Raw genomic sequence first — 21393 nt, 5'->3', positions numbered from 1 at the left:
ATGGAAAGAGTCAGTATCGTTGAACGCCCGGACTGGCGTGAAAAGGCGACCGAGTACGGTTTTAACTTCCACACCATGTACGGCGAGCCGTACTGGAGCGAAGAGGCTTATTACAAGCTCTCGCTCGCGCAAGTGGAAAAACTGGAGGACGTCACCGCCGAAATTCACCAGATGTGCCTGAAGGTGGTCGAGCGCGTTATCGCCAGCGATGAGCTGATGACGAAATTCCGTATACCCAAGCATACCTGGGGCTTTGTGCGCCAGTCGTGGCAGACCCATCAACCCTCGCTGTACTCACGCCTCGATCTGGCCTGGGACGGTACCGGTGAGCCGAAGCTACTCGAAAATAACGCCGACACGCCGACCTCGCTGTATGAAGCAGCCTTCTTCCAGTGGATCTGGCTGGAAGATCAGCTCAACGCGGGCAACCTGCCTGCGGGTAGCGATCAGTTCAACAGCCTGCAGGAAAAGCTCATTGAGCGCTTTAACGAGCTGCGCGAGCAGCACGGCTTCCAGCTGCTGCACATGACCTGCTGTCGCGATACCGTTGAAGATCGCGGCACGGTGCAATATTTGCAGGACTGCGCCACAGAAGCTGGCGTCGCAACCGAATTCCTCTATATCGACGATATCGGGCTCGGTGAAAAAGGCCAGTTTACCGATCTTCAGGATCAGGTTATCGGCAACCTGTTTAAGCTTTATCCGTGGGAGTATATGCTGCGCGAGATGTTCTCTACCAAGCTTGAAGATGCCGGCGTACGCTGGCTGGAACCTGCCTGGAAGAGCATTATTTCGAACAAAGCGCTGCTGCCGCTGCTGTGGGAAATGTTCCCGGATCACCCTAACCTGCTGCCAGCCTACTTTGCCGAAGACGATCATCCGCAGATGGACAAGTTTGTGGTGAAACCGATCTTCTCCCGCGAAGGGGCAAATATCTCGATCGTAGAAAATGGCAAAACCATTGAGCAGGTAGAAGGGCCTTACGGCGAAGAGGGTATGATCGTCCAGCAGTTCCATCCGCTGCCGAAATTTGGCGATAGCTATATGCTGATTGGCAGCTGGCTGATTAACGATCAGCCAGCCGGAATCGGTATTCGTGAGGATAGAGCGCTGATCACTCAGGATCTGTCACGCTTCTATCCGCACATTTTCGTCGAGTAACCGTCAGCCTATCTGTACCGACAGCATGCTCAGGGAGCCCATTTCGATGCCATCAACCGGGATCGTGATGGGCTCTTCACCGTCCCACGCGCCCAGAACGTACAGCAGCGGCAGGTAGTGATCTGGCGTCGGGTTAGACAGCGAGCCGCCCTCATGCGCCAGATAGTTCACCAGCGGATGCTGTTCCGTTGGCCCTTTCCAGTCCAGGTTGGCTTTCACGTAGTCGTTAAACGACGTCGCCCACGGATAAGGCGCGGAATCGCCATGCCATTTCGCCGTACGCAGGTTGTGCACCACGTTACCGCTCGCCACCAGCATAATGCCTTCGTCGCGCAGGCTGGCCAGCTTTCGGCCCATCTCAAAATGCCAGGCCGCCGGTTTGGTGCTGTCAATGCTTAGCTGCACCATCGGAATATCGGCATTCGGGTACATTTTAATCAGCACGCCCCATGAACCGTGGTCAAAACCCCACGCTTCTTTATCCAGCGTCACCGGAACCGGGGCCAGCAGCTCAAGCAGCTGCTGCGCCAGCGCCGGAGAGCCCGGAGCCGGATAGTGCGTATCATAAAGCGCCTGCGGGAAACCGCCGAAATCATGAATGGTTTTTGGCGCTTCCATTGCCGTCACGCCCGTACCGCGGGTGAACCAGTGTGCGGACACCACGACGATCGCTTTCGGGTGCGGCAGCGTTTCGCCAAGGTGCTGCCAGGCGCGCGTATAAAGGTTATCTTCGAGCACGTTCATGGGGCTACCGTGACCTAAAAACAGTGCTGGCATTCGGCTACGAGACATGGTGTTATCCTTCCAGAGGTGTTGATTTAATAACACCACATTAACCTGTTTTCAGTGAGGATAAACTCAGATAAGCGTGATGATGATCTTCAGAAAATTTGAATGTAAGGATGGCGTAAAGAATGCGTTCAGCCCTCGCAAGGGAAAACGATTTTCAATATCATGAATGATAATCATTATCATAAGGAGTGAACGATGTCGGTACCCCTGATTCTGACATTATTGGCCGGCGCAGCGACGTTTATTGGCGCTTTTCTCGGGGTGATTGGTCAGAAACCGTCTAACCGCGTGCTGGCGTTTTCCCTCGGCTTTGCCGCCGGGATTATGCTGCTGATCTCCCTGATGGAGATGCTGCCCGCAGCGCTTGATGCGCCGGGCATGTCACCGGTGCTGGGCTACGGCATGTTTGTCTTCGGGCTGCTCGGCTACTTCGCGCTGGACCGCGTATTGCCGCACGCCCATCCGCAGGACCTGGTGCAAAAAAATACTCCACCGCTGCCGCGTAATATTCGCCGTACCGCCGTTTTGCTGACCCTGGGCATCAGCCTGCACAACTTCCCGGAAGGTATCGCCACCTTTGTGACTGCCAGCAATAATCTTGAACTCGGTTTTGGTATCGCGCTGGCCGTTGCGCTACACAATATTCCTGAAGGGCTGGCGGTCGCCGGGCCGGTGTACGCCGCGACGGGATCGAAACGCAAGGCCGTATTCTGGGCCGGTATTTCCGGTATGGCTGAGATCCTGGGCGGCGTGCTGGCATGGGCAATTCTCGGCAGCATGGTATCGCCGGTGGTGATGGCATCAATCATGGCAGCGGTGGCCGGTATTATGGTCGCACTGTCCGTCGATGAGCTTATGCCGCTGGCAAAAGAGATCGACCCCAACAACAATCCAAGCTACGGCGTGCTGTGCGGAATGTCGGTAATGGGGTTAAGCCTGGTGATACTGCAATCCATGGGAATCGGCTAACCTGCTGATATCTCCCTTAAATAAGCCAAAATATTTAACAGGAGCGCACGCTGCGCTCCTATTCATTTATTGAATATATTTACATAAATAATTTATTATTCAAAAAGCGCGCACAATAATTATATAAATAAATTCCCATTTTCTCTGTTTACATTCCTTCATAGCGATAAAATCCTTTATTATCCGCAACAACGTTTATTTAATATGAAATTAGTTACTACCGTAACGCGTTCAATTAACGATAAAACACGCTTAAACAATAAACGGAAATTATCATTTTGATTTCGAATTTTATTTCCCAGAAATAAAATATGAGAAATAAATGAATTAACCTGGCAATACTACAAATGAAGGATCTTGATATGAATATGGGAAAAACAGCGCTGTTTGCACTGATTACGGCAGCCTTATCATCAACCGCAGCGCTGGCTGACGTGGACGGCGGCTCCGGCAAAATCACCTTTACCGGTGACGTTATCGCCGCACCTTGCGCCATCAAAGCGGAAGACGTCGACAAGCAGGTTGACCTCGGCGAAGTCCCGGCTAGCTATATCAACTCAAAGGGCCACTCTGACGCCGTGGATTCCAGCATTCATCTGGTCGATTGCGACCTGCCGAGCTCAGACAACGGCCAGGGCTCCCCGATCACGAAAGTGGATGTGACCTTCACCAGCACCGCGGTGACGACTGAAGGCGAAAGCCTGCTGTCCAACACCATGACCGGTGGCGCAACCGGCGTGGGCGTACGTCTGCTGGACGGCACTGGCCAGAATATCACCCTTGGCACCGCCAAAGAGATCACGCTGGTTCAGGCCTCTTCAGAACAAACGCTGCCGTTCCAGGCCTATATGGAGCTGGTTGACGGTACGAAAGCCACCCCTGCCACCCCTGGCGCAGTGAACGCGAACGCCACCTACGTCCTGTCTTACAAATAAGATACCGGGCGGCCGCTCGACCGCCCTTTTTTTCAGATAATCAGGTAGGGACGCCGTGAATATCGACAAAATTACTGCATCAGGCTGCGGTTTATTATTCGCCTGCTCGGCTAGCGCGACGGAGTTCAACCTTAACGTGCTGGATAAATCTATGCGTAATAGCGTTGATGTCTCCCTTTTAAAAGATAAACCTGCGGTGCTGCCCGGCGATTATTTCGTCTCGATTGCCGTGAATAAAAATAAAATATCCTCTGGCCGGTTGCTCACCTGGCGACAAGAAGAACAAAACGTAGAACCCTGTATTCCGGTCGATTTGGCCGACAGTTTAGGGTTGAAAGACGAATTTCTCCGCACGCTGCCGGTCGATAACGGCTGCGTCAGTTTTCGCTCACATCCGGAAATGACGCTGAAGTTCGACTTAGCGCAACAGCAGCTCGATATTGCTATTCCACAGGCCTGGATGAACCGGAAGGTCAATGGCTGGATGCCGCCCGCAACGTGGAACGATGGCGTCGCCGGTTTTCTGCTCGACTATAATCTTTTCGCCAGCCGCTATCGTCCGCACGACGGCGGCCACAGCGAAAACCTTAATGCCTACGGCACCAGCGGCATAAACGCTGGCGCGTGGCGGCTGCGCAGCGACTATCAGCTTAGCCAGACCCGCAGCGACGATAGCAGCGAAAGCGCACACACCATTTCCAGAACCTACTTATTCCGCCCGCTCACCGCATTAGGCGCGAAATTAACGCTTGGCGAAACGGACTTTAGCTCCGATATTTTCGACGGTTTCTCCTATGCGGGCGCATCGCTGGTTAGCGACGATCGTATGCTCCCCTGGGAACTGCGCGGCTATGCGCCGCAAATCAGCGGGGTCGCGCAAACCAACGCCACCGTCGCGGTAAAACACGATGGCAGGATCATTTATCAAACCAAAGTCGCGCCGGGGCCGTTTATCATCAGCGACCTCAACCAGTCGGTACAAGGTACGCTGGACGTCGAAGTCACCGAAGAGGACGGCCGCGTCAATACCTTTCAGGTTTCTGCCGCTTCCACGCCATTCTTAACCCGTCAGGGCCAGATTCGTTATAAAGTCACCACCGGGCGTATGCGCCCCGACCTTTCACACAGCGTGGTAGACGACACCTTTATCAGCGGGGAGGCGTCCTGGGGGGCGCTCTCAAATACGTCGCTGTATGGCGGCCTGCTGGCAGCTGGCAGCGACTATCGTTCCGCCGCGCTTGGCGTGGGGCAAAATATGCTCTGGCTGGGCGCGGTTTCCTTTGATGTCACGCACGCCGTCAGCCAGTTTGATAACGGCCAGCAAGATAAAGGCTCCAGCTACCGGCTGAACTACAGTAAACGCTTCGACGCCACCGACAGCCAGGTTTCGCTGGCCGCCTATCGGTTTTCCGAACGGACGTTTCACAGCTACGCCAATTTTGTCGACCACCAGATCGATAGCGACAATACGCAGGACGAAAAGCAAACCATCAGTATTTCCGCCAGCCAGCCTATTGATGCACTGAACATGAATCTCTACGTCACCGCGCTGCGCCAGCTGTGGTGGGACGGCGATGCCTCCACGTCAGCCAGCGTGACCGCCGGTTTTAATTTCGATGCCGGTAGCTGGAAGAATATCTCACTGACCACCACGTTCAGCACCACGCACTATGAAGAGAGTGACAACGATAATCAGATCTACGTCTCTGTTTCCGTGCCATTCGGTTTCGCCCAGCGCTTAAGCTACGATATGCGCAACGGCGACAATACCAGCCATACGGTCTCATGGAACGATTCGTCCGATGCGCACAATACCTGGGGCGTTTCCGCCGGCGCGGCAACCGATAGGCCGGATAATGGCGCCCAGTTCCGCGGTAATTATCAGCATCGCTCTACCGTCGGCGACCTACAGCTTTCCGGCAGCTATGCCGCCAGCGATTACACCTCCGCCAGCGCCAGCTGGAACGGCTCTTTCACCGCCACTCGCCACGGGGCGGCGTTCCACCGTCGCAGTATCAGTAATGAACCACGGCTGATGGTCAGCACCGACGGGGTTGCCGATATTCCGGTACAGGGCGATTTTAATGCCACCAACCTGTTCGGCTACGCCGTCGTTCCAATGATCGCCAGCTACCAACCGACCACCGTCGCCGTCAATATGGACGCCCTGCCGGACGGCGTGACGGTAAGTGAAAACGCGCTGAGAGAAACATGGACCGAAGGCGCGATTGGCTATAAAACGCTGGCTTCACGCGCGGGGATGGACGTTAACGCGCTCATTCGCGCCGTCGACGGTAGCTACCCGCCGCTGGGGGCCGTCGTTCACGGCGAGGAAGGGAAAAGCGATGTCGGCATGGTCAGCGAAGAAGGCCACGTCTGGCTAAGCGGCGTCAACGCTGGCCAGCAATTTACCGTTCAATGGGCCGAGACTCGCTGTCGTATTACGCTGCCTGACTCACTCACCGCTATTCCGCAGCCATTAATGCTGCCCTGTCATTGATTAAGGATGAAGAAATGACGCCCATCGTAAAAAATCTGTTTTGTCTGGCGCTTGTCGCGCCGCTCATCGCTCAGGCGGCGGTGTCTCCCGATCGCACCAGAGTGATTTTTAATGGTGCCAACAAAGCCGCCAGCCTGAAGTTGACCAACGCCAGCCAGGAGCTCCCCTATCTGGCGTACTCGTGGATTGAAGATGATAAGGGAAAGAAGAGCGACGCTTTTTTTGCCGCCCTGCCGCCGATGCAGCGGCTGGAACCCGGTGCGATTAGCCAGGTGCGCATCGTCAAGCAGGGTAGCGCCGCCACGCTGCCGACGGATCGTGAATCGTTGTTTTACTACAACATTCGCGAAATCCCACCCACCCCAGAGAATGCTGATAACCACGCCGTCGTTCAGGTGGCGATGCAGTCCAGAATCAAGCTGTTCTGGCGGCCCGCTTCGCTGAAGAAAAAACCGGGCGACGCCACAGAGCAGCGCATGACATATCGCCTGAATGGCAAAACGTTGCAGGTGAACAACCCCACGCCTTACTACATTACGCTGGCCTATTTTGGTAAAGATCTCAACGGCGTGTTCCCCAGTTTTAAAACCACCATGCTGGCGCCGTTCACCGCCGCCAGCCTGAACGCGGGAGCGAACAGCGGGTCAGGATTCTATCTTGGCTATATGGATGATTATGGCGCCTTACGTATGCTGCGCCTGAACTGCCAGGGTAGCTGCAGCGCCACCGTGCCAGAGGCCAAAAAATGATCCGCCGATTAGCTTCGCTGCTGTTCTTGATGCTACTGCTGGCTCCCTTCGAGAACGCATGGGCCGTTCACTGCTACCTTGGCGCCTCCGGCGGTCCCACCGACAAATATCAAACCCTGGAAGAATTCGCCGTGCCGAATAACGCCCAGGTGGGGGATAAAATCTGGGAAAGCGGTGATATCAAAGTGCCGGTCTACTGCGACAACGGCGACCGGGAGGAGAGCGGTAAGCGCGTCGGAGAAAACGTGTTTGCCTGGGTAAACCCCTATTCCAGCGTGGATGACCCCCATTATCAATTGGGTGTGACCTATGCGGGCGTCGATTATGACGCGACACAGGGCGCGGTCGGCATTGATACCAACACCTGCATCGATAACGCTTATTATCAAAAATTCACCGCCGATCAAATCAGAGCATCGGGATGGGAAGATCGTCTCTGCAGCAAAAACGCTGACGATCCGCACTACTCGCGCACCTTTATGGCCCGCATGCGGCTGTACGTGAAAATAAAAACCATGCCGCCGCACGGCTATCAAAGTACGCTTGGCGACTTCACGCTGGTACAGTTTGACGGCGCCAACGGCTGGAACCAAAGCCCGGACGCCTATAACCTCAAATATCACGTTAACGGCCTGGAAAACATCCGCGTGCTCGACTGTAACGTCAACTTCAACATCGAGCCGGCCAACCAGGTGATTGATTTCGGTACGTTCAACCCCTACGACATCGACAGCGGCACGATGAACCGCACCTTTTCCATCACCACCACCAAAACCCAGGACGGCATGTGCAACGACGGGTTTAAGGTTTCGTCATCCTTCTATACCACCGAAACGCTCGTCGATGAGGATACCGCGCTGCTGATAGGCAACGGCCTGCGGCTGCAAATCCGCAACAGCGCGGATGATACGCTCAACACCTTTAACCAGTACGCGGAATATGCCGATTTCACCGGCTCGCTGCTGACGGTCACGCAGGACTATCAGGCTGAACTGTCAAAGGTCGCAGGGGAAGAGGTCAAGGTGGGCCACTTTGAATCCGTGGTGATCTTTAAGATTAACTACAATTAGAGACACAAAGGCCGGGATAACCCCGGCCTTCACGTTGACGGCACAAACCACGAAATTAGCTGGCTTTACGCTCGTGCTCGCGACGGTAGGCCACCAGATCTTCAATGGTCACCAGCGCCATATTGTGTTCTTTCGCAAACTTGATGCACTCCGGCGCGCGCGCCATGGTGCCGTCGTCGTTGGTCAGTTCGCACAGTACGCCAGTCGGTTTAAAGCCCGCCAGGCTCACCAGATCGATGGTCGCTTCAGTGTGGCCGCCGCGGGTCAGAACGCCGCCCGGCTGCGCGCGCAGCGGGAAGACGTGGCCCGGACGGTTCAGGTCTGACGGCTTCGCGTTATCGGCAATCGCCGCACGCACGGTAGTCAGACGGTCAGCGGCAGAAACGCCGGTGGTCACGCCGTGTGCCGCTTCGATGGTGACGGTAAAACCGGTACCGTAGGCGCTGGTATTATTTTCGACCATCATCGGCAGATCGAGCTGTTTACGACGTTCGTCGGTCAGGCACAGACAAACGATGCCGCTACCGTGACGGATAGTCAGCGCCATTTGTTCAACGGTCATGTTTTCGGCGGCAAAGATCATGTCGCCTTCGTTCTCACGATCTTCGTCGTCCAGCACCATCGCGCCACGGCCTTCGCGCAGAGCAATCAGTGCGTTTTCAACGCGTTCAAACGGAGTACCAAAAGAGGAAAGTAGCGTCTGATTCATGGTAAAAAAACCTCATTAAAATTATGGTTACCAGAATCAGGGCAGTCTTAGGAGTGCCGACCAGCGGCAAATGGATAACGCGAGCGGGGTTTAACCCGACTGAATCGTTACTCTCTCCCATCCGGACTTTAACCGTCGGCCCCGGAATTACACCGGATCTGCTGACCCTCCCATTGGACATGGGAAGCGCTCGCGGGCTTTCAGCCGTAGCTGATTTACCGCCGGTGGGGAATTTCGCCCCGCCCTGAGAATAAGCGTACTTACTATAACGCTATTGATTATCTTCGGCAATGCATAAGCTTCGCACAATTCTGGTTTATCGCATCGGGAGAAGACACTACAATAACCGCAATGCCGACAGAATCAGGGAAACAGAGATGATCGACCCGAAAAAAATTGAACAAATCGCCCGCCAGGTCCACGAGTCCATGCCGAAAGGCCTGCGTGAATTCGGGGATGACGTAGAAAAGAAAGTTCGCCAGGTGATCCAGTCACAGCTGACGCGCCTTGACGTGGTCAGCCGCGAAGAGTTTGACGTGCAAACGCAGGTTCTGCTGCGCACCCGCGAAAAACTGGCGCTGCTGGAACAGCGGATTAGCGAGCTGGAAGCCCGCCAGACCCCGGCGACCAAAGACGAATCGGCCGCCGAACAGTAACAGCGTCGGCTTCGCCTCTTCGCGCGAGCAGCACAGAAACACCGCATCCCTGGCAGATAACGCCGGGGATTTTTTTAGCCAAAATTCGTCGGTCTGGAGCCACGCAAACCGTTTTTGCGTGCACGATTCCGCATTGAGAACGTGGAGAGAGAAAGGGCTTGTCGCTGGCAGTGCGTTCACCAACAATCGCGTTGTCAGCATGGGGCTGAAACGGGAAAGCCCCTACCGAAGAAGGGGCTTTGATAAGGAAAGGGTTATGATGAAGCAACTCATCATACTGGTTGTTCTGTTACTGATAAGTTTCGCCGCTTACTAACAGTCAATCAGAGGGGGGAGAAATCCCCTCTCACCCTTATTCCTTTAATCTAGGTCGAAAAGAGAACAGCGTCAACCGCAAGAGACGCAGCGCAGCAAAATGTTCGATGCGTCTCGCGCAATCACGACTTATCGCTGTCTTTTTGGATCTTCTTGATAATATTGGTGGTGGAACAGCCGTCTTCAAAGTTCAGCACCAGCACTTCACCGCCGTTGGCCCACACTTCTTCGCTGCCGGCAATCTGCTCTGGCTTATAGTCGCCGCCTTTAACCAGGCGATCCGGCAAGATCCCGGCAATCAGGCGCTGTGGCGTGTCTTCTTCAAAAGAGACCACCCAGTCGACGGATTCCAGCGCGCCCAGCACGATCATACGTTGATCCAGTGGGTTCACCGGGCGAGTCGGGCCTTTCAGACGTGCGGTCGACGCATCGCTATTAACTGCCACGATCAAACGATCGCCAAGCTTGCGGGCGTTCGCCAGGTAAGAAACGTGGCCCGCGTGCAGAATGTCGAAAACGCCGTTGGTCATCACCACTTTTTCACCACGACGGCGCGCGGCAGCGACGGCCAGCTTCAGCTCTTCTTCGCTCATCACGCCAAAACCGGTATCGGCGCGACCACGCACGGCGTTTTCCAGCTCAATAGGCGAAACGGTCGAGGTGCCCAGTTTACCGACCACCACGCCCGCCGCCGCGTTGGCGAAGAAGCAGGCTTCTTCCAGCGTTTTGCCCGACGCCAGCGTGGCCGCCAGTACGCCGATCACCGTATCACCGGCGCCGGTTACATCGTACACTTCCTGCGCCTGAGTCGGCTGATGCAGCGGCGCTTTGCCCGGCTGTAGCAGCGTCATCCCCTGCTCGGAGCGGGTCACCAGCAGCGCAGCCAAATCAAAATCGGCAATCAGCTTCATACCGCGCTCGACGATCTCTTCTTCAGTTTTGCACTTGCCAACCACCGCTTCGAACTCAGAGAGATTCGGCGTCAGCAGCGTTGCGCCGCGATAGCGTTCAAAATCGGTGCCTTTCGGGTCAATCAGTACCGGTACTTTCGCCTGACGCGCCAGCGAAATCATCTGCTGCACGCTTTCCAGCGCGCCCTTGGCATAGTCGGACAGCACCAGCGCACCGACGGTCGGCAGCGCGCTCTGAATGCGATCGTGCAGCGGCTGCGGATCGACGCCCGCGAAGCCCTCTTCAAAATCGAGACGAATCAGCTGCTGGTTACGCGACAGTACACGCAGCTTGGTGATCGTCGGGTGCGTCGGCACGGAGACGAAATCACATTTGACGTTCACGTCAGCCAGCGCCTTATTCAGCGCGCGTGCCGCATCGTCGATGCCAGTCAGGCCCACGAGGCGCGAATTCGCCCCCAGAGACGCAATGTTCATCGCCACGTTCGCCGCGCCGCCGGGACGTTCTTCGATCGTTTCAACTTTGACCACGGGCACCGGGGCTTCCGGGGAAATTCGGCTGGTTGGGCCATACCAGTAGCGATCCAGCATCACATCGCCAACCACCATCACTCCTGCACGTTCAAATTCCGGCAGCGTCACTTTCATTCGTGTCTCCTGAGAGAATCAAAATTTTCGCGCGATAATAGCATACTTCACGGTTGGACCAGCCACTTCTGCCAGCTGGCGCTAACCAGCTCGCGCTCATGAGCGAAGCTCGCCAGATCGACATTGCCCGGCAGCTCTTGCAGCGCCAGGTGATGCAGCGCATCACGCAGCGTGGTGTAAGCGCGGGTCAACGCCAGCGCTTCCTGCTCGTCCATAATGTCATTTTGCGCCAGCAGTTCGAGAATGCGCACGTTATCCGACCAGCGCGTCAGCTTCGGTTTCTCGTGCGCGTAGCGCAGCACCAGATACTGGGTAATAAATTCAATATCGGTGATCCCGCCCGCGTCAGTTTTGATGTCGAAACGGTCGCGCTGTTTGCCCCCGAGGTGGGCGCGCATTTTTTCCCGCATCTCGCGCACTTCGGTTTGCAGCGCCCCGCCGTCGCGCACGTTGGTCAGGATCTGGCGACGGATGGCATCAAACTGCTGCTGAAGCTGCGGATCGCCGTAGACCACGCGGGCGCGCACCAGCGCCTGATGCTCCCAGGTCCACGCTTCGTTTTGCTGATAGTCGGCAAACGCTTCGGCGGTGGTCACCAGCATTCCCGCCGCACCGGAAGGGCGCAAGCGCGCATCCACTTCATACAGAATACCGGACGACGTTCGGGTGCTGAACAGATGCATAATGCGCTGCGCCAGACGCAGATAGAACTGACGACCGTCGATTTCGCGCTCGCCGTCGGTCATCGCATCCATCGGGCAATCGTGCAGGAACACCAGATCCAGATCCGAGCTGTAGCCCAGTTCCCATCCCCCCAGCTTGCCGTAGCCGATGACCGCAAAACCGCGCCCGTGACGCTCGCGCAGATGCGTCGGCTGGCCGTAGCGAGCCACCATCTGCACCCACGCCTGCTGTACGACCGCATCGATCATCGCTTCCGCCAGCCAGGTTAAGTGGTCGCTCACCTTCATGACCGGCAGCGTACCGGCGATATCAGCCGCCGCAATGTGCAGCAGCTGTGCCTGTTTAAATTGCCGCAGCGCTTCCAGCTGCTGCTCTTCGTCCTCTTCCGGCACGCGCAGAAGATACTGGCGCAGCTCGTCACGGTAGGCATCGGTCGCCGTCGGCTGGTACAGCGTGTTCGGATCCAACAGCTCGTCCAGCAGCAGCGGATAGCGCGCCAGCTGGCTGGCCACCATCGGTGACGCGGCGCATAGACGAATCAGGTGTTTTAGGGTTCCGGGGTATTCGCTTAACAGCTCAAGATAGGTGGTTCGGGTGACGATACCGCTCAGCAACGGCGTAATACGCGACAGCAGCACCAGCGCATCTTCACGGGCGCATACTTCGCTGAGCAGGTGCGGCATCAACGAGTCCAGCACCTGGCGCCCGCGCGGGCCAATGGTGCGCTTATCAAGCTCTTTACGGAAATCGGTAATTTGCGCCAGCACGCGTTGGCCATCATCATGACTGAGGTGCATCAATACCGCTGGCGAATCTTCTTCCTGTAGCGCATCTTGCCACAGCTCGCGCCAGGCTTCTGACAGCTGCTCTTCCTGCGAGTTTTCTTCGTCATCGCCGATAAGTTCATTAAACACACGGCGTACCTGCGCCATCAGCGCATCCAGCCGTTCGGTGAGCGTCTGCCACTCGGCAAAGCCCATCCCCCACGCCAGTCGGGCGCGATTGAGCTCATCACCCGGCAGCGTTTGCGTCTGCTCGTCGTTGATGCTTTGCAGCAGGTTTTCCAGGCGGCGTAAAAACAGGTATGCCTCGCGCAGCGCGCGCGCATCATCTTCCGAGAGCAGGTGTAATGCCTCAATCGCCGTCAGGGTCGGCAGCAATGAGCGACTTTGCAGCGAAGGTTCGCGGCCACCGCGAATCAGCTGAAAGACCTGCACGATAAACTCAATTTCGCGGATCCCGCCTGCGCCGAGCTTGATGTTGTCTTTCAGGCCTCGGCGGCGGACTTCGCGGGTGATCATGCCTTTCATATTGCGTAAAGACTGGATCACGCTGAAATCAATATAGCGGCGGAAAACGAACGGGCGCAGCATCGCACGCAGCTCGCTGGTATACACGCCGTCATCATCGCCCATGATGCGGGCTTTGACCATCGCATAGCGCTCCCAGTCGCGCCCCTGCTCCTGGTAATAATCTTCCAGCGCCGCAAAGCTCAGCACCAGCGGACCGCTATCGCCGAACGGGCGCAGACGCATATCAACGCGGTAGACAAAACCGTCCTGCGTTGGTTGGTCGAGGACTTTAATCAGGCGCTGGCCCAGGCGGGTAAAGAACTGGGCGTTATCCAGCTCACGACGACCGCCCTGGGTGCTGCCGTGCTCCGGCCAGGCAAAAATCAGATCGATATCAGAAGAGAAATTCAGCTCGCCGCCGCCCAGCTTACCCATCCCGAGGATCAGCAGCGGCTGCGGAACACCGTCGGCGCTGCACGGCGTCCCCCAATCGCGGCAGCAGGCGTCATACAGCCAGTCGCGGGCGCTGACAATCAGCGTTTCCGCCAGATGGCTGAGCTGCTGAAGCGTCTCTTCTTCAGAAACCTGCGACAGCGCCTGCGCCCAGGCGATGCGTACCATCATCCGACGGCGGAACAGACGCAGCGCGCGCATCAGCGCCGCCTCGTCGTACACCTCTGCCAACTCGGCCTGCAGCCAGCCCGCGTATTGCCGCCATTCATCCGCCTGTGGCGGTTCGCTTTCCAGCGACGCCAGCCACGCCGGGTGCGCCGTTAAACTTTGCTGAACAAAATCACTGAAGGTGAAAACAGCCTGCGCCTCAGAACTCAACGACCGGATGGGAAAATCGTCCGGAGCGCGATCCACAAGCGTTTGCCAGTGCTGCTGTAACTGCGAAGAAAGCGGCGTCATACGCGGGTTCCCTGAAGTTAATTAACGTTTTCCGCTGTGTAGCCAGAACGGCTCAACCGACAGTGCCTCATTGCGGAAATGTTCAATTTCAATATGCTGGCGCGTTTCGATAGCGTGACGCAGGCCCTGCCAGTTCGCCAGCCAGTTAGCCGCCTGTTCGAGGGGATAATACCCAGCCAGCAGTTGAACGGTGTTGATGCCGCGCGTCAGACGCGGCAGCTGGTCGCCATAGGCATCACCCAGCGGGTAAGCGAAGGTGGTGCGCAACTCGGCGGCCTGACGTGAAAGGTGGATATCGGCAAAACGTTTAAAGGAGTCGGCCAGTTTGGCTTCGGCTTTTGCGTCGAGGAACGCCTGCCAGCCACGGGTCACCAACCACTCGGTGTAGGCCAGCTTGGTCAACGCAGTTTCACGGCTGAAAACGACATCCTGCGCGGAGGCATTGCTTGCCATCAGCGCATCAACCTGGGTCAACCCGTCGCGCAGGCTCGCGCTGGCTTTGCGCGGCACGATGCCGCCAAACAGCGTCAGAATATGACGCACCAGCCCCAAAGCGTTAACCACCTCGATCTTCGCTTTCTTATTGCCCCGCAGCCACAGCTCTTCGTGGTACTGCCAGTGGGCCAGCGCATTTTCCAGCGCGGCCTCCATCGCCTGCCCTACCGTCGATTTCGGCGGCAGGGTTAAAATCGCCAGCGGCTGAATCGAACGCTCCAGGTTGCCCTGCGCCAGGTGGTAGCCACGCGCGGCTTTGCTCAGGCTGCCCTGACGCAGCAGGCTGGTCTCAGCCAGCTGTTTCGCCAGCGCCAGTACGTCGGCAGTTTCACCGCTCAGCAGTTCCAGCTCCAGCTCGCAAATCGCTTCCTGGTGCTCGCCCGCTTTCACTTCCCCCTGATCCAGCGCGATCTCAATCCGGCTTCCGCCCTGCATAACCACCCACTTTTCACGATAAAAATCAGTGCTAAACAGCGGGTTAACCTGCGCGGCCAGCCCTTCAGGCATTTCACCGTTCGGCCAGACCTCCGCCGGCAGCTTATCAAGCGCCAGCTCAGGGGTGTCGATAGCGATATTGTATTCCGGACGCTGATGCAGCCCGCCGACGGTACGCCCGGCGATTTTCAGCGTCATTTCATAACGGCCGTTATCGCCGCGAATGCGCAGCCCCATATCATGGCGGCGCAGCCAGTTATCCGCAGTTTCGTAATAAATATTCAGCAGTTGCCCCGGCGGGGTGTGCTCTGCGTTAAGGGTATGAAGGTGGTTGCGCAGCGTTTCAACGCCAGCGTCATCGACGATAAATTTGAGTTCGATTTCTTGAGCCATGACTGAATTCTTATGGTTTCGTTGCCGGAAAATACCTTTAGGGCGAACTTACAGGTATTCTTTTTGTCAGTAGATAGTATTTTGCGACAAATTGCCATGCAATGCGCAATTTGTCAGGCCAGCTGCTGATGACCTTTTTTCCTCCTGGAGGATTCTGATTGCCGCAGAATGCTTTGCGTCGTCAGACTGTTGCCACTACTATCGTTCCACTTTTATGACAAAAACGATGATCTGATGCCAAAATTACGCTTAATTGCCATTACTTTACTTGCACTTACCGCTTCAACCGTCGCTCACGCCGATGAAAAGCGTTACGTTTCTGATGAACTGAACACCTGGGTTCGCAGCGGCCCGGGCGATAACTATCGCCTGGCCGGGACCGTCAACGCGGGTGAAGAAGTGACCCTGCTACAGACCAACGAAAACACCCAATATGGCCAGGTGCGCGACAGCAACGGCCGCACCGCATGGATTCCCCTCAAAGAGCTGACCGCGACGCCGAGCCTGCGCACCCGCGTGCCGGATCTGGAAAATCAGGTAAAAACCCTGACCGACAAGCTGAACAACATCGACACCACCTGGAACCAGCGTACGGCAGAAATGCAGAAAAAGGTCGCTGAGAGCGATGGTGTGATTAACGGCCTGAAAAACGAAAATCAGAAGCTGAAAAACGAGCTTATCGTGGCGCAGAAAAAAGTGAATGCCGCCAATCTGCAGCTTGACGATAAGCAGCGCACCATCATCATGCAGTGGTTTATGTATGGCGGCGGCGTGCTCGGTATCGGCCTGCTTCTTGGTCTGGTGCTGCCGCACATCATTCCAAGCCGCAAGCGTAAAGATCGCTGGATGAACTAAGCCAACTCGCCTTAAGTCGACTTCTTTCGTATTATCAGAAGGAAATTGACGAGGAGAAGCGTGGCGTGAAGAGTTATCTGGTCGGCGGAGCGGTTCGGGATGGGTTATTAGGCCTACCGATCAAAGATAAAGATTGGGTCGTGGTCGGTGCCACGCCGCAGCAAATGCTGGATGCAGGCTATCAACAGGTAGGCCGTGATTTCCCTGTTTTCTTGCATCCCGAAAGCCACGAAGAGTATGCGCTGGCGCGCACCGAGCGTAAATCCGGCTCCGGCTATACGGGTTTTACCTGCTACGCTGCACCGGACGTTACGCTTGAACAGGATCTGCTGCGTCGCGACCTCACCGTTAACGCACTCGCTCAGGATGCCGACGGCACGATCATCGATCCGTACGGCGGCCAGCGCGATCTTCAGCAGCGCATTCTGCGCCACGTTTCACCCGCCTTCTCTGAAGACCCGCTGCGCGTCCTGCGCGTGGCGCGTTTTGCCGCACGCTATGCACATCTGAGCTTCCGTATTGCCGACGAAACCCTCGCGCTGATGCGTGCGATGGCCGACGCCGGCGAGCTGGCGCACCTGACGCCGGAGCGCGTCTGGAAAGAGACCGAGAGCGCACTCTCCACCCGCAACCCGCAGGTGTTCTTCCAGACGCTGCGCGACTGCGGCGCGTTAAAGGTGCTGTTCCCGGAAATTGACGCGCTGTTTGGCGTCCCGGCACCGGAGAAATGGCACCCGGAAATTGACACCGGCGTCCACACGCTGATGACCGTCTCTATGGCAGCCATGCTGAGCCCGGATATCGACGTCCGTTTCGCCACCCTGTGCCACGATTTAGGCAAAGGGCTGACGCCTAAAGAATTCTGGCCTCGCCATCACGGCCACGGCCCGGCGGGCGTCAAGCTGGTCGAACAGCTGTGCCAGCGTCTGAAAGTGCCGAATGACATGCGCGAGCTGGCGAAGCTGGTTGCCGAGTTCCACGATTTAATTCACACCCTGCCCATCCTCCAACCGAAAACGCTGGTGAAACTGTTTGATGCCATCGACGCCTGGCGTAAACCGCAGCGCGTAGAGCAAATCGCGCTGACCAGCGAGGCGGACGTGCGCGGGCGCACCCGCTTTGAGGCCTGTGATTACCCGCAGGGGCGCCTGCTGCGCGAGGCCTGGGCCGTTGCCAAAAGCGTAGGGAACAAAGAGGTGATTGAGGCCGGATTTAAAGGCCCGGCAATCCGCGAGGAGCTGACGCGACGCCGCATTCAGGCGGTCGCAAACTGGAAGGAAAAGCGTTGCCCCCAGCCGAAAGACTGAGGGCGCGTCTTCAGAAGAAGACCACGTACACGGCGGCCGCCACAATAAAGCGGTAGATGGCGAACGGAATAAACGAAATACGTTTAATCAGCTGCAGGAAGGTCTTGATGGCCACCAGCGCCACCAGGAACGCCATCACAAAACCGACGGCGAACATCGGAATATCGCCTGCGGTCAGGAAGTGCCAGCTCTTGTAGAGATCCAGCACGGTGGCGCCCATCATCATGGGCACCGCCAGCAGGAACGAGAACTCGGACGCCGCGTAGCGGCTCACGCCGACCAGCATACCGCCGGAAATGGTCGCTCCGGAGCGAGAGAAGCCCGGCCACAGCGCCAGACACTGGAAGCAGCCAATCATAAACGCCTGGCGATAGGTCATGTCGTCAACGCCAACCGCGCGCGGATTTTTCGGCTTCAGGCATTCGGCAGCAATCAACAGCAGGCCGCCAACCACCAGCGCATACATCACGTTAATGGGGTTAAACAGCGATTTAATAGCGTCGTGGAACACCAGTCCCAGCACCACTGCCGGCACCATCCCCAGCAGAATATGAATGAGCGACAGGCGACCTGTACCATTACCCTCGTGCACCGGGGGGCGACCGAAGTGGATGCCAATCAGACCAAACAGGCGGCGCCAGAACATGACCACCACCGCGAGGATCGACCCCAACTGGATCACCACCTCAAACGTCTTTGCCGTATCCCCTTCAAAGCCCAGCAGGTGGCCAACGATAATCATATGGCCGGTGCTGGAAACGGGCAGAAATTCCGTCAATCCTTCGACCACACCCAGAATGGCCGCTACCAGCAGCGAGTGTATATCGCTCATTAAATAAACCCTTAAAAAGTAAACAATAAAATAAACCCGGCACTAAGACCGGTATAAATCACTTTGGTTTAAGTTATATGACGAATAATAAGATTAATTAGGAATATGGCCACGCTGGATGATAACGCCAACGTTAGCCGCGCGCGCCACCGCGCCCGGCTTGCTGACCTTAATACGCACCCACGGTGAGCGGAAACGCGCCATCAGCAGGTCGGCGACCTCCTCAGCCACGCGCTCCACCAGCGCAAAACGGCTGCCTTCCACGTGTTTCACTACCGCCTCGCTGATATCAGCATAGCTCAGGCAATCTTCCACGTTATCGCTGGCGGCGGCTTTACGGTTATCCCAGCCTAATTCGATATCGAACACCAGCTTCTGTTCAATGGTTTGTTCCCAGTCATAAACACCGATAGTGGTGATTACCGAAAGTTGCTCTATAAATACAATATCCATCACGACCTGCTTGGTTTTAGGCTAAACCGGATACCACTTCCGGCGAATTATGCGTATTATCCACAGATGCAGAGAATACTTCGACATTTTCACAATGGAACAGCGTTATGAGTGCAATCGAGCCTGGAATGATCCTCCTTGCCTACCTTTGCGGCTCAATTTCCAGCGCCATTTTGGTCTGCCGCATTGCGGGGTTACCTGACCCGCGCACCAGTGGTTCCGGCAATCCCGGAGCCACAAATGTGCTGCGCGTCGGCGGTAAAGGTGCTGCCGTAGCCGTCCTGGTTTTCGACATCCTGAAAGGGATGCTGCCCGTCTGGGGTGCCTATGCCCTAGGCTTATCCCCCTTCTGGCTTGGGCTGGTGGCGATTGCCGCCTGTCTGGGCCATATCTGGCCGGTATTCTTCCACTTTCAGGGTGGAAAAGGCGTCGCTACCGCGTTTGGTGCCATTGCGCCTATCGGCTGGGATCTCACCGGCGTGATGGCCGGCACCTGGTTACTGACGATTTTATTAAGCGGCTACTCATCGCTGGGCGCCATCGTCAGCGCGCTGGTTGCGCCGTTCTACGTCTGGTGGTTTAAGCCCCAGTACACTTTCCCTGTCTCTATGCTTTCCTGCCTGATCTTACTGCGTCACCATGACAACATTCAGCGTTTATGGCGACGCCAGGAAACCAAAGTCTGGGCGCGATTTAAAAAAAGTAAGCCAAAAGACGCCGAATAGCCGACATAAAAAAGCCCTCCTGTTACAGAGGGCTTTTTTCATCGTGATGACCATGACTCAGGCCGCAGGCAGCTCAGCCAGCGGCCAGCGCGGACGGACGGTCACGCCCAGCGACGCGTTCACGCCGGTTTTCAAGCGCACCATTCCGGCATAGGCAATCATCGCGCCGTTGTCGGTACAAAATTCAGGGCGCGCATAAAACACTTCGCCACCGCGTTTGTGCATCATTTCCGCCAGCTTCGCGCGCAGCGTGCGGTTGGCGCTCACGCCGCCAGCCATCACCAGGCGCTTGAAGCCGGTTTGATCCAGCGCGCGTCGGCATTTGATCATCAGCGTATCCACCACCGCATCTTCAAATGCACGGGCAATATCGGCTCGCGTTTGATCGTCGTTACCGTTATTACGAATGGTATTGGCCGCAAAGGTTTTCAGACCAGAGAAGCTAAAATCCAGCCCCGGACGGTCGGTCATCGGGCGCGGGAAGACAAAGCGCCCTTCTGTTCCCTGTGAGGCCAGCTTCGACAGCATTGGGCCACCGGGATAATCCAGGCCGAGCAGCTTGGCGGTTTTGTCAAAGGCTTCCCCTGCCGCATCGTCAATCGACTCGCCCAGCAGCGCGTACTGACCGATGCCGGTCACGCTAATCAGCTGCGTGTGTCCGCCAGAGACCAGCAGCGCAACGAACGGGTATTCCGGCGGGTTGTCTTCCAGCATCGGCGCCAGCAGATGCCCTTCCATATGGTGTACCGGAATCGCCGGCACGTTCCAGGCGAACGCCAGCGAACGGCCAACCGTTGCGCCAACCAGCAGCGCGCCAACCAGACCCGGACCGGCGGTATAGGCCACCGCATCGATATCTTTGGCCGTCAGATTCGCTTCTTGTAATGCCGCCTGAATCAGGGGAACCGTTTTACGCACGTGGTCGCGCGAGGCCAGCTCAGGCACCACGCCACCGTAGTCAGCGTGCAATTTCACCTGACTATACAGCTGGTTGGCTAAGAGACCTTTTTCGTCGTCATAAATCGCGATGCCGGTTTCATCGCAGGATGTTTCAATACCCAGTACACGCATGGCTAAATTTACCTCGTTTCAATACCGCGCAGTGTAGGGCCAATGCCGGTTGATGTAAAACTTTGTTCGCCCCTGGAGTTCCGCTCGTGTATACTCCCTGTCCTTATAAAAGTCCCTCTCAAAATCGCGTCGGTGCTTTACAAAGCAGCAGCAATTGCAGTAAAATTCCGCACCATTTTGAAATAAGCTGGCGTTGATGCCAGCGGCAAACCGAATTTATTAAAGGTGAGAGTTACATGCCGGTAATTAAAGTACGTGAAAACGAGCCGTTCGACGTAGCACTGCGTCGCTTCAAGCGTTCCTGTGAAAAAGCGGGTGTTCTGGCGGAAGTTCGTCGTCGTGAGTTCTATGAAAAACCGACTACCGAACGTAAGCGCGCTAAAGCTTCTGCAGTGAAACGTCACGCGAAGAAACTGGCTCGCGAAAACGCACGCCGTACTCGTCTGTACTAATCTGTTGAGAGCATCGGCTCTCAGGTTGCAGACCGAGTTGTAGTTGCAAGGCCGTGCTTCCGAAAGGAATGC

The 21393-nt window shown here is 56.4% G+C and carries 20 protein-coding genes and 1 riboswitch; of the genes, 12 read left to right on the top strand and 8 right to left on the bottom strand.

All coding sequences use genetic code 11. The features are described 5' to 3' along the window. Positions 1-1161, top strand: coding sequence for a glutathionylspermidine synthase family protein (locus H7R58_RS03845; RefSeq protein WP_106929641.1), 1161 nt, complete (start codon positions 1-3; stop codon positions 1159-1161). A 3-nt stretch (positions 1162-1164) separates the two neighbouring features. Here the strand turns inward: H7R58_RS03845 and ygiD are convergent, their stop codons facing one another. Further along, a complete protein-coding gene (gene ygiD, locus H7R58_RS03840; protein ID WP_182930002.1) occupies positions 1165-1953 on the bottom strand; it encodes a 4,5-DOPA-extradiol-dioxygenase in 789 nt (262 codons plus the stop codon). Between the two features lie 195 nt (positions 1954-2148). Here ygiD and zupT point away from each other — a divergent pair, with 195 nt between their 5' ends. The 5 genes from zupT to H7R58_RS03815 all read left to right on the top strand — a co-directional run bounded on the left by zupT (position 2149) and on the right by H7R58_RS03815 (position 8176). Beyond that, the gene (gene zupT / locus H7R58_RS03835; protein ID WP_106929637.1) at positions 2149-2922 is read left to right on the top strand and encodes a zinc transporter ZupT; all 774 of its coding nucleotides are present in this window, start codon (positions 2149-2151) and stop codon (positions 2920-2922) included. Between the two features lie 362 nt (positions 2923-3284). Continuing rightward, a complete protein-coding gene (locus tag H7R58_RS03830) occupies positions 3285-3857 on the top strand; it encodes a fimbrial protein (RefSeq protein ID WP_182930001.1) in 573 nt (190 codons plus the stop codon). A gap of 55 nt (positions 3858-3912) precedes the next feature. Next, positions 3913-6357, top strand: coding sequence for a fimbria/pilus outer membrane usher protein (locus H7R58_RS03825; RefSeq protein ID WP_182930000.1), 2445 nt, complete (start codon positions 3913-3915; stop codon positions 6355-6357). 14 nt (positions 6358-6371) lie between these two features. Further along, the gene (locus H7R58_RS03820) at positions 6372-7106 is read left to right on the top strand and encodes a fimbrial biogenesis chaperone (RefSeq protein WP_106929632.1); all 735 of its coding nucleotides are present in this window, start codon (positions 6372-6374) and stop codon (positions 7104-7106) included. Beyond that, positions 7103-8176, top strand: coding sequence for a fimbrial protein (locus tag H7R58_RS03815; protein WP_182929999.1), 1074 nt, complete (start codon positions 7103-7105; stop codon positions 8174-8176). The genes H7R58_RS03820 and H7R58_RS03815 overlap by 4 nt, the downstream gene beginning before the upstream one ends. 55 nt (positions 8177-8231) lie before the next feature. Here H7R58_RS03815 and ribB read toward each other — a convergent pair whose 3' ends face one another. Further along, the gene (ribB, locus tag H7R58_RS03810; protein ID WP_182934621.1) at positions 8232-8885 is read right to left on the bottom strand and encodes a 3,4-dihydroxy-2-butanone-4-phosphate synthase; all 654 of its coding nucleotides are present in this window, start codon (positions 8883-8885) and stop codon (positions 8232-8234) included. A gap of 105 nt (positions 8886-8990) precedes the next feature. Next, positions 8991-9141: riboswitch (FMN riboswitch) on the bottom strand. Between the two features lie 121 nt (positions 9142-9262). Between ribB and ubiK the strand changes: the two genes are divergently transcribed. Both ubiK and H7R58_RS25580 read left to right on the top strand, forming a co-directional pair. Beyond that, positions 9263-9541 (top strand): ubiquinone biosynthesis accessory factor UbiK, encoded by a 279-nt coding sequence (gene ubiK / locus H7R58_RS03805; protein ID WP_106929629.1) that lies wholly within the window; start codon positions 9263-9265, stop codon positions 9539-9541. A 199-nt stretch (positions 9542-9740) separates the two neighbouring features. Then, positions 9741-9857: a type I toxin-antitoxin system Ibs family toxin gene (locus H7R58_RS25580; protein WP_353654618.1), complete on the top strand. Its 117-nt coding sequence runs from the start codon at positions 9741-9743 to the stop codon at positions 9855-9857. A gap of 121 nt (positions 9858-9978) precedes the next feature. Here H7R58_RS25580 and hldE read toward each other — a convergent pair whose 3' ends face one another. From hldE to H7R58_RS03785, 3 genes are read right to left on the bottom strand one after another with little or no spacing between them, the layout of a single operon-like run. Then, positions 9979-11415: a bifunctional D-glycero-beta-D-manno-heptose-7-phosphate kinase/D-glycero-beta-D-manno-heptose 1-phosphate adenylyltransferase HldE gene (hldE, locus tag H7R58_RS03795; RefSeq protein WP_106929625.1), complete on the bottom strand. Its 1437-nt coding sequence runs from the start codon at positions 11413-11415 to the stop codon at positions 9979-9981. Between the two features lie 47 nt (positions 11416-11462). Beyond that, the gene (gene glnE / locus H7R58_RS03790) at positions 11463-14303 is read right to left on the bottom strand and encodes a bifunctional [glutamate--ammonia ligase]-adenylyl-L-tyrosine phosphorylase/[glutamate--ammonia-ligase] adenylyltransferase (protein WP_106929623.1); all 2841 of its coding nucleotides are present in this window, start codon (positions 14301-14303) and stop codon (positions 11463-11465) included. A gap of 21 nt (positions 14304-14324) precedes the next feature. Then, entirely contained in the window at positions 14325-15626 is a 1302-nt protein-coding gene (locus tag H7R58_RS03785; RefSeq protein WP_182929998.1) for a CYTH domain-containing protein, read from the bottom strand. A 234-nt stretch (positions 15627-15860) separates the two neighbouring features. Here H7R58_RS03785 and H7R58_RS03780 point away from each other — a divergent pair, with 234 nt between their 5' ends. Both H7R58_RS03780 and H7R58_RS03775 read left to right on the top strand, forming a co-directional pair. Further along, entirely contained in the window at positions 15861-16481 is a 621-nt protein-coding gene (locus H7R58_RS03780) for a TIGR04211 family SH3 domain-containing protein (protein WP_182929997.1), read from the top strand. 65 nt (positions 16482-16546) lie between these two features. Continuing rightward, complete coding sequence (locus H7R58_RS03775; protein ID WP_106929619.1) at positions 16547-17788, top strand: multifunctional CCA addition/repair protein; 1242 nt, start codon at positions 16547-16549, stop codon at positions 17786-17788. Positions 17789-17798: 10 nt separating this feature from the next. Here the strand turns inward: H7R58_RS03775 and bacA are convergent, their stop codons facing one another. Both bacA and folB read right to left on the bottom strand, forming a co-directional pair. Then, on the bottom strand, positions 17799-18620 hold the full coding sequence (gene bacA / locus H7R58_RS03770; protein ID WP_106929617.1) for an undecaprenyl-diphosphate phosphatase: 822 nt from the start codon (positions 18618-18620) through the stop codon (positions 17799-17801). Positions 18621-18713: 93 nt separating this feature from the next. Next, positions 18714-19073 (bottom strand): bifunctional dihydroneopterin aldolase/7,8-dihydroneopterin epimerase, encoded by a 360-nt coding sequence (folB, locus tag H7R58_RS03765; RefSeq protein WP_182929996.1) that lies wholly within the window; start codon positions 19071-19073, stop codon positions 18714-18716. 107 nt (positions 19074-19180) lie between these two features. Between folB and plsY the strand changes: the two genes are divergently transcribed. Continuing rightward, positions 19181-19798: a glycerol-3-phosphate 1-O-acyltransferase PlsY gene (gene plsY / locus H7R58_RS03760; RefSeq protein WP_106929614.1), complete on the top strand. Its 618-nt coding sequence runs from the start codon at positions 19181-19183 to the stop codon at positions 19796-19798. 57 nt (positions 19799-19855) lie between these two features. On the opposite strand, the gene tsaD is transcribed toward plsY, so the two are convergent. Next, entirely contained in the window at positions 19856-20869 is a 1014-nt protein-coding gene (tsaD, locus tag H7R58_RS03755) for a tRNA (adenosine(37)-N6)-threonylcarbamoyltransferase complex transferase subunit TsaD (RefSeq protein WP_106929612.1), read from the bottom strand. Positions 20870-21105: 236 nt separating this feature from the next. Between tsaD and rpsU the strand changes: the two genes are divergently transcribed. Beyond that, on the top strand, positions 21106-21321 hold the full coding sequence (gene rpsU, locus H7R58_RS03750) for a 30S ribosomal protein S21 (RefSeq protein WP_001144069.1): 216 nt from the start codon (positions 21106-21108) through the stop codon (positions 21319-21321). The last annotated feature ends 72 nt before the right edge of the window (positions 21322-21393 follow it).

This window comes from Klebsiella sp. WP4-W18-ESBL-05 (assembly GCF_014169075.1).
GTDB lineage: Bacteria > Pseudomonadota > Gammaproteobacteria > Enterobacterales > Enterobacteriaceae > Kluyvera > Kluyvera ascorbata_B.
This window is presented reverse-complemented; position numbering and strand designations above follow the sequence as displayed.